This is a genomic window from Halobacteriovorax sp. RT-2-4 (genome assembly GCF_047085445.1).
In the GTDB taxonomy this organism is placed as follows: domain Bacteria; phylum Bdellovibrionota; class Bacteriovoracia; order Bacteriovoracales; family Bacteriovoracaceae; genus Halobacteriovorax_A.
The window spans coordinates 2,089,864-2,104,492 of the sequence record NZ_JBKIXY010000001.1 but is presented as its reverse complement, the minus strand read 5'-3'; the positions used below and the strand labels follow the sequence as shown (position 1 = coordinate 2,104,492).

At 35.1% G+C, this 14,629-nt stretch carries 15 protein-coding genes and 1 other RNA gene; 11 read left to right on the top strand and 5 right to left on the bottom strand.

The window, feature by feature from the left end; translation table 11 throughout:
• Window positions 1-20: 20 nt before the first annotated feature.
• Together ssrS and ACMAYL_RS10120 are read left to right on the top strand one after the other, a co-directional pair.
• A non-coding RNA gene (gene ssrS, locus ACMAYL_RS10125) (6S RNA) lies at window positions 21-193 on the top strand.
• A gap of 70 nt (window positions 194-263) precedes the next feature.
• Window positions 264-794, top strand: a complete 531-nt coding sequence (locus ACMAYL_RS10120) for a hypothetical protein (protein ID WP_103218430.1) — start codon at window positions 264-266, stop codon at window positions 792-794.
• A gap of 6 nt (window positions 795-800) precedes the next feature.
• Here the strand turns inward: ACMAYL_RS10120 and ACMAYL_RS10115 are convergent, their stop codons facing one another.
• From ACMAYL_RS10115 to ACMAYL_RS10105, 3 genes are all read right to left on the bottom strand, one after another.
• Entirely contained in the window at window positions 801-1,781 is a 981-nt protein-coding gene (locus tag ACMAYL_RS10115; RefSeq protein ID WP_103218431.1) for an SDR family oxidoreductase, read from the bottom strand.
• A gap of 92 nt (window positions 1,782-1,873) precedes the next feature.
• The gene (locus ACMAYL_RS10110; protein ID WP_103218432.1) at window positions 1,874-2,707 is read right to left on the bottom strand and encodes a flagellin; all 834 of its coding nucleotides are present in this window, start codon (window positions 2,705-2,707) and stop codon (window positions 1,874-1,876) included.
• Between the two features lie 257 nt (window positions 2,708-2,964).
• Window positions 2,965-3,813 (bottom strand): flagellin, encoded by an 849-nt coding sequence (locus ACMAYL_RS10105; protein ID WP_021267425.1) that lies wholly within the window; start codon window positions 3,811-3,813, stop codon window positions 2,965-2,967.
• Between the two features lie 243 nt (window positions 3,814-4,056).
• On the opposite strand from ACMAYL_RS10105, the gene ACMAYL_RS10100 reads away from it, so the two are divergent.
• On the top strand, window positions 4,057-5,058 hold the full coding sequence (locus ACMAYL_RS10100) for a GNAT family N-acetyltransferase (protein WP_412470422.1): 1,002 nt from the start codon (window positions 4,057-4,059) through the stop codon (window positions 5,056-5,058).
• Here the strand turns inward: ACMAYL_RS10100 and ACMAYL_RS10095 are convergent.
• Window positions 5,055-6,770 carry an ABC1 kinase family protein gene (locus ACMAYL_RS10095; protein ID WP_412471052.1) on the bottom strand — a complete coding sequence of 572 codons (1,716 nt, stop codon included), beginning with the start codon at window positions 6,768-6,770 and terminating at the stop codon, window positions 5,055-5,057. The two genes, ACMAYL_RS10100 and ACMAYL_RS10095, sit on opposite strands and share 4 nt — an antisense overlap.
• Window positions 6,771-6,860: 90 nt before the next feature.
• Between ACMAYL_RS10095 and ACMAYL_RS10090 the strand changes: the two genes are divergently transcribed.
• The 6 genes from ACMAYL_RS10090 to ACMAYL_RS10065 are packed head-to-tail and all read left to right on the top strand — an operon-like array spanning window position 6,861 to window position 11,532.
• Window positions 6,861-7,352: a hypothetical protein gene (locus ACMAYL_RS10090; protein ID WP_103218435.1), complete on the top strand. Its 492-nt coding sequence runs from the start codon at window positions 6,861-6,863 to the stop codon at window positions 7,350-7,352.
• Window positions 7,352-7,648 carry a hypothetical protein gene (locus ACMAYL_RS10085; RefSeq protein WP_412463565.1) on the top strand — a complete coding sequence of 99 codons (297 nt, stop codon included), beginning with the start codon at window positions 7,352-7,354 and terminating at the stop codon, window positions 7,646-7,648. Before ACMAYL_RS10090 ends, ACMAYL_RS10085 begins: the two co-directional genes overlap by 1 nt.
• Window positions 7,649-7,659: 11 nt before the next feature.
• Window positions 7,660-8,130, top strand: a complete 471-nt coding sequence (gene greA / locus ACMAYL_RS10080; protein ID WP_392993748.1) for a transcription elongation factor GreA — start codon at window positions 7,660-7,662, stop codon at window positions 8,128-8,130.
• On the top strand, window positions 8,117-10,195 hold the full coding sequence (locus ACMAYL_RS10075) for an ATP-dependent DNA helicase RecG (protein ID WP_158246903.1): 2,079 nt from the start codon (window positions 8,117-8,119) through the stop codon (window positions 10,193-10,195). Before greA ends, ACMAYL_RS10075 begins: the two co-directional genes overlap by 14 nt.
• Before the next feature lie 37 nt (window positions 10,196-10,232).
• The gene (locus ACMAYL_RS10070) at window positions 10,233-10,670 is read left to right on the top strand and encodes a hypothetical protein (protein WP_392993753.1); all 438 of its coding nucleotides are present in this window, start codon (window positions 10,233-10,235) and stop codon (window positions 10,668-10,670) included.
• A complete protein-coding gene (locus ACMAYL_RS10065; protein WP_158246904.1) occupies window positions 10,651-11,532 on the top strand; it encodes an alpha/beta fold hydrolase in 882 nt (293 codons plus the stop codon). Before ACMAYL_RS10070 ends, ACMAYL_RS10065 begins: the two co-directional genes overlap by 20 nt.
• On the opposite strand, the gene ACMAYL_RS10060 is transcribed toward ACMAYL_RS10065, so the two are convergent.
• Window positions 11,518-12,747, bottom strand: coding sequence for a TIGR04552 family protein (locus ACMAYL_RS10060; RefSeq protein ID WP_103218441.1), 1,230 nt, complete (start codon window positions 12,745-12,747; stop codon window positions 11,518-11,520). The two genes, ACMAYL_RS10065 and ACMAYL_RS10060, sit on opposite strands and share 15 nt — an antisense overlap.
• Window positions 12,748-12,790: 43 nt before the next feature.
• On the opposite strand from ACMAYL_RS10060, the gene ACMAYL_RS10055 reads away from it, so the two are divergent.
• Window positions 12,791-13,309: a phosphatidylglycerophosphatase A gene (locus ACMAYL_RS10055; protein WP_412471051.1), complete on the top strand. Its 519-nt coding sequence runs from the start codon at window positions 12,791-12,793 to the stop codon at window positions 13,307-13,309.
• 172 nt (window positions 13,310-13,481) lie between these two features.
• Window positions 13,482-14,594, top strand: a complete 1,113-nt coding sequence (gene recA, locus ACMAYL_RS10050) for a recombinase RecA (RefSeq protein WP_103218443.1) — start codon at window positions 13,482-13,484, stop codon at window positions 14,592-14,594.
• Window positions 14,595-14,629: the final 35 nt, after the last annotated feature.

Below are 14,629 nucleotides of genomic sequence, written 5' to 3'. Positions count from 1 at the left end.
TTTTTCGGGTATAATTTATGAGTGAGCTAGATGGGCACCAAATAAAGTTGTTTCGCCCTACAAAGCTTAGAAAGGAAGTGGTCACTGGTCACGGTGAGCAGGCCCATGAATCAGTGGGAAGCCTAAAGTGATTATCACTACATCCCCCTGTCGTACGACGGGCGGAAACTTTCATCGCTCATCTAGCTCATTCACACTGCCCTTTCCATTGCGCAATCCAAAAAATTCTTTTCAAATCATCAATATCTAGTAGAATTTAAGTTATGGATATTACAAAATTTGAAAGAAACACGGAAGTATCAACAAAATGGATCGAAAATCTTGCTCTCGAAGAGATCAATATGGACGAGAGTGGTGTTGTAAGTTTTAACGACCACTTAAATCCAGCATTCCAACTTGAAGAATCTTCAATTAACTTCATGAATAAGCTCAGAGATCTTTTTGAGATTTATGTCCATAAATTCAATGAATACCGCGGTGATAATAATACGATCAAAATTTTTAAGATTGCTAATACAATCAATGACTTTATGATCTATCGCAATTCACTTCGTCTTATTTTTGCAAGAAAATCAGATGATCTTATTTCAATTGGCTTCTTAGCGAATGGGAAAGACATCTTTAGTGCTAGAACTAATGAATCTCAAGTTCATGGCGGTGGACATCTTCACGAGATCCGCGCACACATCGGGCCATTTAATCAAATCACATGGCGTTTTGAAAATGAAGTTGTTGATTGTGATGCACTTGTAAGACACTACTTAAGCGAATTTATCAAGCTTTCTGCGCGCTAAGAAGATTTAGATATAGTTAATTGTATCCTTAGACTCATGTGCTTCCTTAGCATCAAGGCCTACCCGTAACTTTTGAGCTGAATATTCTAAAGACTCTTCTACAGTTGGTAGACGCAAATGCAGATAGCCCTCAGCATTAGTGATATTCATATTAAAATTTAGAACACCTGAACTATTATCTCCAACCTTTGCTGAACTCATAATTGGATATGGCCATTTGGCCGATGCAATCAACTTTTGTGGTTCTTGAAATTTTTGACAATACAGTTTTCCAAAAGAATAAGTCGACATAAAATCATTTGAACTAATTTGTAACAAACGATTCTTAAGACCTCTTTCGATGCAAATTTTGATAACCATTCCAAGGTAGTCAATATCGAGAAAGCCCGTTTTAATATAGTCATCAAGTTCAATCTCTTCTCGCGCATGAAGCTTTGCTTGAATTTTCTCAAAGAGATTACGACGAACGTGTACACCGCCTCTTCCATATAATCGACAAACTCTAAAAACTAAGTAATTTAGAGAGGATTTTTGAATATAAAATTCCGCAGCCGCCTGAGTCTTGCCATAAGTAGTAGTTGGATCAGGAATATCTAACTCAAAATTTTCAGATGATTCACCTGAGAAAACGAAACTTGAAGATAAATAAATAATTTGTGATTTATATCGCTGACAAACATCTGCCACAGTAAAGAGTCCACTTGTATTTAAAGCATCCGCCCTTCTCTCACTTAGTGCACAATCCACAATTGAAGATAAACCTACCGCATATATTGTAATGTCTGGTTTAAATGTATACATGATTAACTGAACTTCTTGCTTACTGTGAACATCACATGGAACAGTTGTTATGCCATCAATAGAAACAGGGTTCTTATGATAAGTACCAATGATTTTGTAGTCTTTCTTTAAAAAGCTTGCAAGTGATGAGCCCACAAATGAAGAAATACCAAAGATTAGAATTGTCTTGGTTCTTTGTTCAGTCATGATTCTATTATATAGGTAAGATTTGTTTTTTGAGAAAAAAAAGAGGAGGCAACTATGTCCTATTCAGGACCATAGTCGCCTATATGATTAGTTTATCCGATTAGTTTTAACGCCACATTTGGCACTTGGTTTGCCTGTCCAAGAACAGAGGCTCCCGCCTGAATTAAGATATTGTTTTTAGTCATGTCGGCAGTTTCTTTTGCCACATCAACATCTCTAATTCGCGATTTTGCCGCACTCAAGTTCTCATCACTGATCCCCAAGTTATTGACTGTTGATGTGAGTCGATTCTGTAACGCACCCATACTGGCACGATAACCGTTGACTGCGACCAACGCATCGTCAAGTTTTTGAAGAACTGCTTGAGAGCCTTCTTTAGTGGACACACTATCTGAGGCAAGTCCAAGTGCTGTGATTGTAGCATCTGATCCTGCTGCATCGTAAGTAAGTCGATCAAGCATTGGATCATTGTGAATCCCAACTTGAAACTCGAGCTTGCCACCTGTTCCATCGAGTAGCTGTGTTCCGTTAAAGTTAGAAGATTTTGCGATTCTATCAATCTCTTCTTTAAGCTGTTGGAACTCGATGTCTGAAAATGCTCTTTCAGTATCCCCAATCGTGTCAGAGGCAGTCTGTACTGCAAGCTCTCTAAGACGAATGATGATATTTGAAACTTCATTTAATCCACCTTCTGCTACCTGGACAAGTGAGATTGCATCGTTTGCGTTTCTCTTTGCTTGCCTCATACCTCTGATCTGAGCTTTTAAGTTTTCACTAATTGCCAGTCCAGCGGCGTCATCTCCAGCCTTTGTAATACGTTCACCTGAAGATAGTTTTCTTAAGTTGTCCCCAACTCTTTTATTTGTAAGTGACATTGCTCTTTGTGCTGCGATTGATGCCACGTTTGTATTAATTCTGATTCCCATGATTAGTCTCCTTTAATCATCATATAAACCTCCTGTTTGATAATTGAGCATCCAGCTCAATAAATTCGTTAATAATTAAATAATGCTTCTACGGATAAACCAATCATTCCTCTATATATATTTGCCAAGCAATCAAAGGTTGCAGTCTCTAATTGCCGTACATAACTTATCCAGTAGTATGCATATTATTGACTCCGTGTTCTTTACTCTAAAATTTTCTAAACAATGCTAGTGCCATCCGGCGCTGTCAGGGATTATTACCCTTGAGCAGCAGCCTGGATTAAGCTTAGTGCACTGTTTGTACTAGTGTTCGCCTGAGCAAGAACCGAAGTACCGGCAGTCATTAAAATGTTTTGTTTTGTTAAGTTTGCAGTTTCTGCTGCTACGTCAGTGTCTCTTACACGAGAGTTTGCCGCACTTAAGTTTTCAATCGACGTTGCAATATTATTTACCGTTGACTGAAGTCTGTTTTGAAGGGCACCAAAGTCCGCTCTAATACCAGATACAGAGATAATCGCCTGATCAATTGATGATAGAGAGTTCTGTGCAGAAATCTTATCAGCAACTGATGCTAAGTTAAGACCAAGAGCTGCTACGTTTACGTCAGCTGATGATGCATCAAACGTTAAACGATCTGATATAGGGTCATTACGCGTACCGATTTGGATATCAAATACTGCACCTGTACCGTTTAGTAGTGGTACTCTGTTGAATTCTGTTGAGTTAGCGATACGATCAACTTCAGAAGTTAATTGTTCGAATTCTACGTTTAGGAACTTTCTTTCAGTTGCTCCAATAGTATCCGAAGCTGCTTGTACTGATAGTTCTCTAAGTCTAATTAGGATATTTGAAACTTCCCCTAAAGCACCTTCAGCGATTTGAACTAGTGAAATACCGTCTTCTGCGTTTCTTTCAGCTTGTCCAAGACCTCTAATTTGAGCCTTTAGGTTTTCAGAGATTGCTAGACCTGCGGCATCGTCACCCGCTCTGTTAATTCTCTGACCTGATGATAATTTTTCTAGAGATTGTTGCATACCAAGACGTGTTCCACGTAGGTTTCTCTGTGCGTTTAGAGATGCAACGTTCGTGTTAATTCGTAGTCCCATTCGATCCTCCTTGACTGGGTACCGACAAGATTCCTTCCTGTCAGTCAGCTGAAATCCATACAGCTGTACAATTGTTACACCACCTTATCGCTCCAATTTCTTAACTCTTTAGAAAAAAATTGTATATTTCTTATACGAAACTTTTTGCCTAGTTAAGAATTAACCTCAGTGTTTATGGGGCTTTTGAATTCTGGATAATTTTATTCAAGATTTTATTTGCAATTAAATGTAAAATAAATCGACATGATATTTACAACTCTAGAACAATATTCTCATTTAAAAAATGCTCTCAATAAAGAAATTGAAAAGGCTTTTCATTATAAAGATGAAAACAGCTTTAATACTGACTTCTATCAACTAATGAAGGAGAGCAATCATCACAATTGTCATCTGCTTCTTGATGATAATGAAAATATCGTCGCGCATATTGGTGTTAGACCAGTAACACTACATTATAAAGGGCATGAGTTAAAAACATTATTACTGGGTGGAATTGTTACTAAGGAAGAGTTCCAAGGACAAGGACATTTTAAAGAACTCTATAATCACATAAAGAGCATCTATAAAGATAACTACTCTCTCGTCATTCTTTGGAGTGATAATATGAGTGTCTATAAGAAGCTTGGCTACACTCAGTTTGGATTAACTGCTGTAATTGGAGATACTCCAGTAACAGAAGAGAAAATACGACAGAGGGGTTACTGGCCAATTAATATTCAAGAAATTGATAAAGAAAATTTAGAAAAAAAATATAATAAATCTTATAAAGACACCATCTCAATTCAGAGATCTCTAAAAGAATGGAACGATATTAAACAAATATCTTCAATGAAGACTTTTACAAACGATAATGGTGATTATCTATTCTTTGAAAAAGGACAAGACTTAAAAGGAATTATTCACGAGTGTTCTTTTTCAAATAATAGGCAAGAACTTGAGAAATTTAAAGGACTTCAACTATTAAACCCTACTCCACTTGATGAAGAGTCTTTTTTTATTCATCTAGCCTGGGGTAAAATTATTAATACTTGTGAATTTTCTAATTTTTTAAAGGCCATCACTAAAAATGCCGTGTCTATTTCAGACTTTAAGCCAGATTTAGATAAGGTAACACTTACTATCAACGAAGAATCTTTTTTATTTAAAAAAGAGGAACTTTTACCACTACTTTTTGGACCAGAACAAGCCATCGAGCTAAAAGAGTTGATTCCTCAAATTTATATTACTGGAGCAGATAGTATTTAATTTCTGTGCTTCAAAGTCCCATAGCCAATTGCTGATATTGAAAGCACCCACAAAATTATAGTAAGAGTTGGGTAATCGAGTAATGCACCCTTATAAAGATCTTGTTCAGAAACAAATGACCTCCCAGCAAAAAAGAAAACACCGCCAAGAACATAAAATGAAAGTAATCTCACGCTACTGGCAAGAGATGCAATTGGTTTCCAAATTCCTTTGTGTCTAATTTTTACTGCATAGTTATTCTTCGCAAATTCTTTGAGAAACCATTTAAGATGTCTTGGAACAATTCGAGACGCACTTAAGACATCCTTAGCAATCCACATTCCATCTTCAATAAAGCTATCAGTAGAGAAACTATCTCTAATAATATCATTGATATCTCCTTCTAAAAGGCTAAAGATATCAAAATCAAGATCTAACGATTGACCTACTCCATCGAGTGTTATTAGAGCTCTAAAGACAACAAACCATTCACTAGGTAAGAAAATATGATGTTCTCTTAGGGTTGTGATGATCGAACTAATAATTAAAGAGAAATTTGTTTGTTGAACTGTTAGTCCAATTTGCGGACCAATTGCATTCTTAATATCAATAATTAATTTATCGACATCCGGTACTGTTTCATAGATGGCAACATCCAAGAACTCATAAACTAAGTTTTCGAAGTTTTGAGTTAGAATTGCATAAATAATAGCAATAAAATTTTGACGAGCATTTTTAGAAAGATTTCCAACTAGTCCAAAATCAATCAGAGCAATCTTTCCATTTGGAAGATAGAAGAAATTCCCACCATGAAGATCTGCATGGAAAAAACCTTCATTTAGAAAACATCGCATAAAAATTTTCACACACTCATCTAACTTTGAATCAAGCTCTTCTATATGCTCACTGATTTTTTCACTATCACTAAATGGAATTCCCTCAATAAGCTCCATGACTAATAAATCATGGCAAGTAAACTCTTTATAAATTTTAGGTAAATGAAAAATTTCAGAGTTGTCATACTTTGCAATTATTTTCTTTAGTTTTTCACAGTTAAGTGCTTCAACATTAAAATTCAATTCACTCTGAAGAGAGAATGCAAAGTCTTCAAGCACCTTAGAAAAGCCTAAGAACTTAAAGTCATCTGCAGCTTTTTCAGTTTGAGTTGCCAAGAAGATAAGTATTGAAAGATCAGTTTGGATAATACGATCAATTCCAGGTCTCTTTACTTTTAAAACAACTTTTTCACCTGTTAAAAGCTCAGCTCGATAAACTAAACCAATCGAAGCTGTTCCAATCGGTTGATCTTCAACGCTCTTAAATACGTCCTCAATTTTTTTACCAAGAGATGATTCAACATTTTTCTTTATCCCAGAAAATGGAATCGGTTTAACTTCATCCCTAAGCTTTTTCATATGCTTAATGAAGTCTTCATCAAAAATATCTTCTCTTGTACTTAGAAGTTGTCCAAACTTAACAAACGCAGGACCAAGCTCCTCAAAGCAAAGTTTTAATCGGTAGCCCATCACATCTCCCCACGAGTTATCATGGACAGATACTTTTTGAGACTCTTCACTCTTTCTTGGAAATACGAAATTGGGAATAATATTGATGACGTTTTGAGAAACAAACTCATCTAGACCATTTTTAGCAAAAACAGTAGCAATTTCTCTTAAACGAGAAATATTTCTAATTGTTTTCGTTATCTTAAAACTCGTCGTTATTAGGCCCACATAATATCCTTTAGAAAATATCTATTATTTTATCACGATAGAATCAAAAGGTGCATAGCCCTATTGCCAGAAAAATGGTAAAAATAAAGAGTGAAAGAATTTATTATAATTACATCGCTTTTATTTTCTCTAGTGACTCATGCAAATGATGAGACTTGCTCGCGCATTGCAGTAATTAATCAACAAGAAATTCTTATTGACCCAAGCTCATCTTTAAAAGGTGAAGGTCTTCGCTACCATCTTGAAAAAGATAAAGTGGCCCTAAGTTATCTAAATGATTATCAATCGCTACAAGAAGATATTTGGCGTCCTGCAATAATGGGTACTGTTGGATCAGGCCTTATCCTATCGGCTTTTCTAACAAACCCAAGTTCAAATACCAGGAGAAGTCTTATTGCTTCTGGTACCGTCGTTTTAATTCTTAATTACTTATTAACGAAAACAATTCAAACAAGTAATGAAGAGTTACTCTATAAGAGTATTGATGAGTACAATAAGAGACAAGAGCCAAAAATTTACTTGAAGTCTGATGACCAAATTAATACGCCCGAAGTTTATATAGAGAAAAGCTGGAGCTTCTAATGTTGGACAATAATGAAATCACTTGCCATGCGTGTCATAAGGCACTAGATCTTGAACCTGGACAAAAAATCTCATTAAAAGAGGAGTGTCCATATTGCTACGCTAGTGTTCATTGTTGTAAAATGTGCAAGTTCTACGACATTACAGCATATAATGAATGCCGTGAATCAAGTGCTGATCGCATTGTAGAAAAAGAAAAAGCTAATTTTTGTGACTACTTCGTCCTTAAGGGAGCTGGAGATGGTGACGATAGCAAGAATGATCTTCTTGCCGCTGCAAACGCATTATTTAAATAAAGGAATTATTAATGGCAAATCCAATAACAAAACAAGGTTACGATATTATTCAAACTGAGCTTGACCACTTGATCAAAGTAGAAAGAGAAGAGCTTAAGGTAACGATTGCAGAAGCAAGAGAACTAGGCGACTTGAAAGAGAATGCTGAGTACCATGCTGCAAAAGAAAAACAAGGTGTTGTAGAAGGTCGAATCTCTCAACTTCAAGGTATCCTTGCACATTGTGAAGTAATTGATCCAAGTACGATTAAATCTGACAAAATTGTTTTTGGTGCAACTGTCACTATTTTAAATATCGAAACAGACGAATCACAAACGATTAAAATTGTTGGTGAGTCTGAATCAGATATGAAAAAAGGCTTAATCTCTTACAATAGCCCACTAGGTAAAGCACTAATTGGTAAAGAAGAAGGCGACGAAGTTGTTGTTCGTGCACCAAAAGGTGATATTGAATATGAGGTGGAGAACATTGAGTTCAAATAAGGATATCCTATCTACTCAAATTTCTGATCTCTACTCAAAGCCTACCAAAACTTTAGAAGCGCTTAATAAAAAAAATATTTATACAATTAATGATTTGCTTTGGCTGATGCCAAGGCGAATCGTTAAGTTACCTGAGATTGCAAATTTTCAATATGCAAATATTGGTGACTTTTTTAGAGGACGTGGAACGATTGTTTCCATGCAGGCCAAGCCTAATTTTAAATCAAGAGGAAAAGGACGAGCGGTTCTTTTAAATATTGCTGTTACAGTTAAAGATGATCTTAGTGATAACTATATTACTCTTAAATGGTTTAATGCCTATCAATCGATTCAAAAAAAACTAGAGCAACTAAAGCATCTTGAATTCTTAGGTGTCGTTTCTGTATTTAATGATTCGTTACAAATTGTGAATCCAGAGCTTTTTGAAATTGGTAAATCAGATTCCGAAAGTGGTTTACGTATTACCTACCCTACAATTGAAAGTGTTAAGTCTCATCATATTCAAAAGGTTTTCGATAAATTACCAAATGGATTTTGGGACAAAATTCCAGAAATAATCCCAAGTAATATTCTAGAAGACAAGGGCCTTCTCTCTCGCAGTATGGCCTTTAAATACCTACACGGAAGAGTTCCATCTAATGAATGGAGTCAAGACAAGTTTGATCAAGCAAAACGTCGAATTATTTATGAAGAATTTATCTATGATCAACTAAAGATCAAATTACGAAAAAATAAGAGAACGGAATTATCGAGGAAAAGCCTAAAGATTAGTTTAGATCAGATTCAAAAAGCAAAATCGCTCTACCCCTATCAGTTAACTATTGATCAAGATAAGGCTTTAGATGATATTGTATCTGACTTTTCAGGAACAACGCCAGCGATGCGATTAATTCAAGGAGATGTTGGTTGCGGAAAAACAACAGTTGCCGTCGCCTCAGCATACTTAATTCTTAAGACTGGTGGACAAGTAGCACTCATGTGCCCAACAGAAACACTAGCACTACAACACTTTCGTGAAATTGAAGAAATTCTTGGAAATGAATTTAAAGTGGAACTTTTAGTTGGAAGCACGAAAGCCAGTGAAAAGAAAAAGATTAACGAATCACTAGAGAGTGGAGATTGCGATATTGTCATTGGCACACATTCTTTATTTCAAGATAGCGTGAATTTTAAAAATCTTGAATTAGCGATTATTGATGAACAACATAAATTTGGTGTTGAGCAGAGAATCAAGCTAATGAAAAAAGGTGAAAATCCTCATTGCTTAATTATGTCCGCTACACCTATTCCACGCTCTCTAAGTTTAACAAAGTATGGCGATCTCGATATCTCGATAATTAAAACAATGCCAGGAGGTAGAAAGGGGCAGAAAACAAGGATTGTTACAAATGCCAACTTAAATAACTATTTGAGTTTTGTAAAAACAAGACTTGAAATGAAAGAGCAAGCTTATATCGTTGTTCCGGCCATTGAAGAATCAGAAAATGATGATATCAGAAACCTTGAACATACATACGAGCTATATAAACAATACTTTCCTGAATTTAGAATTGCTTACTTACACGGAAGAATGTCTCCAGATGAAAAACAAGCAGCTATAACAGACTTCAAAGAACATAAAACTGATATTCTAATTGCGACCTCTGTTATTGAAGTAGGTATCAATATTATCAACTCCACTATAATGGCGATTCTAAGCCCTGAAAGATTTGGACTAAGTAGCCTCCATCAAATGAGAGGACGTGTTGGAAGAGGAAATAAACCAGGCTTCTGCTTTCTTGTTACTGATAGAGAAATAACTCCTGACAGTATGCAACGACTACAAGTAATCGAAAAATATACTGATGGCTTTAAGATTGCGGAAGAAGATTTAAAAATACGTGGAGAGGGAGACTTATTTGGTCAAGAGCAATCCGGAGTTGTGACGCAAAAAAGATTGGCCAATATTGTACTCAACCAAGATATCCTCTATGAAGCGATTGAAGATATCAAAAAATACCCTAATGACTTTGATTCCATCATAAATTTTATGAACCATGATGAAAAAGTTTTCACTACGATTTAACTTAGCAAAAAACTCAGATCGAGTATAAAATAAAGCTATGATTCATCTTAAAGTATTAAAAACTAACGATCTACTATCTCTTGGAGAATATCAATTTCAACTACCAAGAGTTTATATTGGAAGCTCGGTTCACAATAATCTAATTATTGAAGACAAAACATTATCAAAAGAGCTTGGTGTTTTAAAGTCCATCGGCCATCACTTAGTTTTTGAAACAAGCTCAGCTTACAAAGTAAACTCTAAGTCAGTTGAAGGAATTATAAGATTAGAAAAAAATGATATTCTTGAATGCCAAGGTATACAGATACAAATAATAGAATTTCAAAAGAGTGATGAAAATGACTTTCAGGACTACTATAAATATCTTGAGCGTATTAAAGAAGAAGATCCTGCAAAATACGACTTTATTCAATCACTAGAAGAACATTACGTAACTTTAACTGGAAAATATGACAATGACCTCTTGGAGAAATAAAGCGAAGTATCACCAAGTTGATGAGACAACTAAGATTCAATATTGGACAAATATTGAAAACTTAGATGAAGAACATAATCAAGTTATTGTTTTTAACTATGGCCTTGTTTGTAATGTAAGACACTTTGTTTACCAAATTGATCACTTCGAAAAGCTTGGCTATAAAATACTTCTTCATGACTACAGAGGACATTACAAGTCAGAGACAACACAGGGAATTGAATCAATTACCTTCAAAAATATTATTAATGATATTAACTCATTAGTTCGTGCATTAAATATTAAAACAAGTATCCATATTGGCCACTCAATGGGAGTGAATGTAACACTCGACTATGCTCATAAATATCCTGAAGAAGTACAAAAAATTGTATTAATTTCTGGAACAATCTTTCCTCCTCAAGATGTCATGTTTGATTCTAATATAATTGATATGACTGAGCCTTATATCAAAGAACTTAAAGATAGATGGAAGTCACAATTTCAATTTATTTGGAAAAATGTTTATCGCAACCCTCTTGCAAGTGCATTAGTCTGGAATGGCGGATTTAATATAAAGAAAACAAATATTGAATTTGTTGAATACTATATGAAGAAACTTGGTGAACTTTCACCTGATATCTTCTTCCAACTCCTTGATCAAATGAGAGATCAAAAGATCATTAAAGAACTTGAAGAAATTAAAATTCCTACGCTAATTATTGGTGGGGATAAAGATAAGGTGATTCCAAATTATCTACAACAAATCTTACATGATAGCCTTAAAAACTCCGAACTATATATCATCAAGAATGGAAGCCATGTTCCACAAGTAGATTTTCCTGAATTCATCAATGAACGAATCGATCTATTCTTGGACTAAACCTTTGTGAATTAGAAGTTTTTTGAAAACACGATTCATTGCATAGATTCGTTGTGCTTTCTTATATTCACTGTGAGACGCCTCGCCTTCAGAATTAATTCTATAAGAAGTTTCATCAACAACTTGAACTTCAAAAGGATAGAAAAATCTAATATCTCTAGCAAGAGAAGAGAAGTCTAAACCTAGTAATTCCTTTGCAACTGCCGAATCTTCCTCTTTGGCTAACTTTCTTAACTTAAAGAACTCTGCCAAAAAAGGATTCTTATATTTTATAAGTTGGCGACAAGTGAATTGAACAGAACGATACTTTGTAGAAGAATGGAGATTATTCTCATTCTTTAAATTATCAAAGCTACATTCATCAATCTCTCTATTGACTGCTGACACAAATCTTTCTTCAGAAAGATTGTTTCTTAAGGCCATCTTCACTAAGCTTGAGTACTTAGTTCTAAAATGACTAATATCAAAGATTGTATTTAGAGATCTTGATGGCTTAATATTGTGAGGAGTAATAATATAATTACGAATCAAAAATTGAATCACTTTTAAAATATCTAATTTATTCTTCGTAACTAATCGTACTCCTACTCTATCAAATAATTCTTCCGCTACGTTTTCGGCCTTGTGGAGTAGCTTAATAATTACACTATCACGCGACTTCTTAGACTTTGTTTCAAAGTCCACTAAAGGAATTGAAATCTCTCCAGACTTTAAGAAAAGATTATTTTCTTGGTCGCGATGAAGGTAGCGATAAAATTTATCAAATATTTGAGTTTGAATTTGATTAAAGTAGTTAGAACGTAGGTCTTTGTCCGCGTGCAGAATTGTGTGCATTACTTTTAAAACAATTTCTGCCCACAATTGTTCTTCTACAGTGTGATCCGAATTACCAGTTGCCATTAAAAACAGGCCACTTATATCAGTAACAGTATAAAGAGAATTAGGTATCTCTAAATCAAGACCATCCGGTGTTCCATCTTTTAAAAAGTAACGTTTAATAAATTGGACGGCCTCTTGAAAATTACCAAATAACTCCGCCCTTGAGACTGGATCTTCAGTATCAAGTCCGTAGCCTTTTAAGAATTTATTTACTTCTGTAATGTCATCTAATTTAGCTACAAAGAAGTTTGAGTCGAGTGCTGATTTACCACCAACAACAACATCAATTACATCCCAGTCAAAAATATAATTTTTTAAATAATCAGGTCGATTCATAAAGTTACTTTGTTCTATCGTTGAGTAATGCTACCATAAGCCCATGAAGACAGAAAATCAGCTAAAAAATACAAAAAAACTGACATTAAAGTCACTAACTGACTTAAGAATTCTATTTCTTACTTTTTTTGGAGCAGGACTAGCTCCTAAGGCCCCTGGAACTGTTGGAAGTTTAGTTACAATTATCCTTCTTTATTTTATCGGAAAATTTAATGCGCCATTCTTCTTCTTCATTCCATTTCTCTTAATACTTACAATAGGTGCAGTGTTTATCACTGGTGTTATTGAAAAAGAATATGATTGTGTCGATCCTTCTTGGATTGTAATTGATGAAGTAATCGGAATTTGGATTGCGTCATTTTTTTTACAGGACCAAAGTTACGTAAGTTACGTAGCTATTTTTGCCCTATTTCGACTTTTCGATATCTGGAAAATAGGACCTGTTAAATACTTCGACGATCGCAAAGACGCTCTAGGAACGACATTTGACGATATTGCAGCGGGTCTTATGGCCGGAATCAGCTACATCCTTACTTTTAAATTGTTAGAATTTATCTCTTGACTTACGCAAAACTTACGCTAAAAATATTAATAAGCGAAAAGTAAAAAACTGGAATTCAGTTTTGTTGTGTTCATTAAATCCCCGCACTTAAAGGGAAGTTAAAAATACCGCTTTTTGCATTAGCTGATAGAAGATAAATTTGATAGAACTTATAAAAAAACACGGAGAGCTTATGGCCACAACATCTAACGAGAACAAGCAAAAAGCATTAGACCTAGCACTTTCAACAATTGAAAAACAATTCGGAAAAGGTGCAATTATGAAACTGGATACTGAAAATGGTCCAGAAAGAATTCCAGCGATTCCAACAAGCTGTTTAGGACTAGATCTTGCACTTGGTGTAGGTGGTGTTCCAAAAGGTCGTATCATTGAAATCTACGGACCTGAATCATCAGGTAAAACAACACTAACTCTTCACATTGCAGCAGAAGCGCAAAAGCAAGGTGGTACTGTAGCATTTATTGATGCTGAGCACGCACTTGATACTGTTTATGCTCAAAAACTAGGTGTTGATATTCCAAATACACTTATTTCACAACCAGATAGTGGTGAGCAGGCCCTTGAAATTACAGATATGCTTGTACGTTCAGGTGCTGTTGATCTTCTTATCGTTGACTCTGTTGCCGCACTTACTCCAAGAGCTGAACTTGAAGGAGACATGGGTGATTCACACATGGGTCTTCAAGCAAGACTAATGTCACAGGCACTAAGAAAACTTACTGGATCAATTAATCGTTCAAATTGTACAGTAATTTTCATTAACCAACTTCGTATGAAGATTGGTGTTATGTTTGGAAACCCAGAGACAACAACAGGTGGTAACGCACTTAAGTTCTATTCTTCAGTAAGACTTGATATCAGAAGAACTGGTGCAATTAAAAATGGTGACGAAGTAATCGGTAACAGAACTAAAGTTAAAGTTGTTAAGAACAAAGTAGCTCCTCCATTTAAAGTTGTAGAATTTGATATTATGTACGGACAAGGTATTTCACAAACAGGTGACCTACTAGATCTTGCTGTTGCAAATAATATCGTTGGGAAAGCTGGTGCATGGTTCTCATATAATGATGCAAAAATTGGTCAAGGGCGTGAGAACTCAAAACAATACTTAGCTGATAATCCAGAGATTGCATTAGAAATCAAAAATAAGATTCTAGCTCTTCACGGACTAATCGAAGGTAACACTGTAGTTGATCAAACAACTGGTGAAATCATCGAAGATGAGCCAGTAATTGAAGAAAAGAAGACGAAGGCAAAATCTAAGTCTAAAAAAGTAGTACAATAAACAAATATAGCCCCTTAAGTTTCTATCCTATCGAA

Excerpts from the sequence above, each read along its gene's own strand:
- ACMAYL_RS10055 (WP_412471051.1), top strand. The coding sequence starts at position 12,791 with ATGAAGACAGAAAATCAGCTAAAAAATACAAAAAAACTGACATTAAAG.
- ACMAYL_RS10070 (WP_392993753.1), top strand. The coding sequence starts at position 10,233 with ATGATTCATCTTAAAGTATTAAAAACTAACGATCTACTATCTCTTGGA.
- ACMAYL_RS10110 (WP_103218432.1), bottom strand. The coding sequence starts at position 2,707 with ATGGGAATCAGAATTAATACAAACGTGGCATCAATCGCAGCACAAAGA.
- ACMAYL_RS10120 (WP_103218430.1), top strand. The coding sequence starts at position 264 with ATGGATATTACAAAATTTGAAAGAAACACGGAAGTATCAACAAAATGG.
- ACMAYL_RS10085 (WP_412463565.1), top strand. The coding sequence starts at position 7,352 with ATGTTGGACAATAATGAAATCACTTGCCATGCGTGTCATAAGGCACTA.
- ACMAYL_RS10105 (WP_021267425.1), bottom strand. The coding sequence starts at position 3,813 with ATGGGACTACGAATTAACACGAACGTTGCATCTCTAAACGCACAGAGA.
- ACMAYL_RS10100 (WP_412470422.1), top strand. The coding sequence starts at position 4,057 with ATGATATTTACAACTCTAGAACAATATTCTCATTTAAAAAATGCTCTC.
- ACMAYL_RS10065 (WP_158246904.1), top strand. The coding sequence starts at position 10,651 with ATGACCTCTTGGAGAAATAAAGCGAAGTATCACCAAGTTGATGAGACA.
- ACMAYL_RS10060 (WP_103218441.1), bottom strand. The coding sequence starts at position 12,747 with ATGAATCGACCTGATTATTTAAAAAATTATATTTTTGACTGGGATGTA.
- ACMAYL_RS10115 (WP_103218431.1), bottom strand. The coding sequence starts at position 1,781 with ATGACTGAACAAAGAACCAAGACAATTCTAATCTTTGGTATTTCTTCA.
- recA (WP_103218443.1), top strand. The coding sequence starts at position 13,482 with ATGGCCACAACATCTAACGAGAACAAGCAAAAAGCATTAGACCTAGCA.
- greA (WP_392993748.1), top strand. The coding sequence starts at position 7,660 with ATGGCAAATCCAATAACAAAACAAGGTTACGATATTATTCAAACTGAG.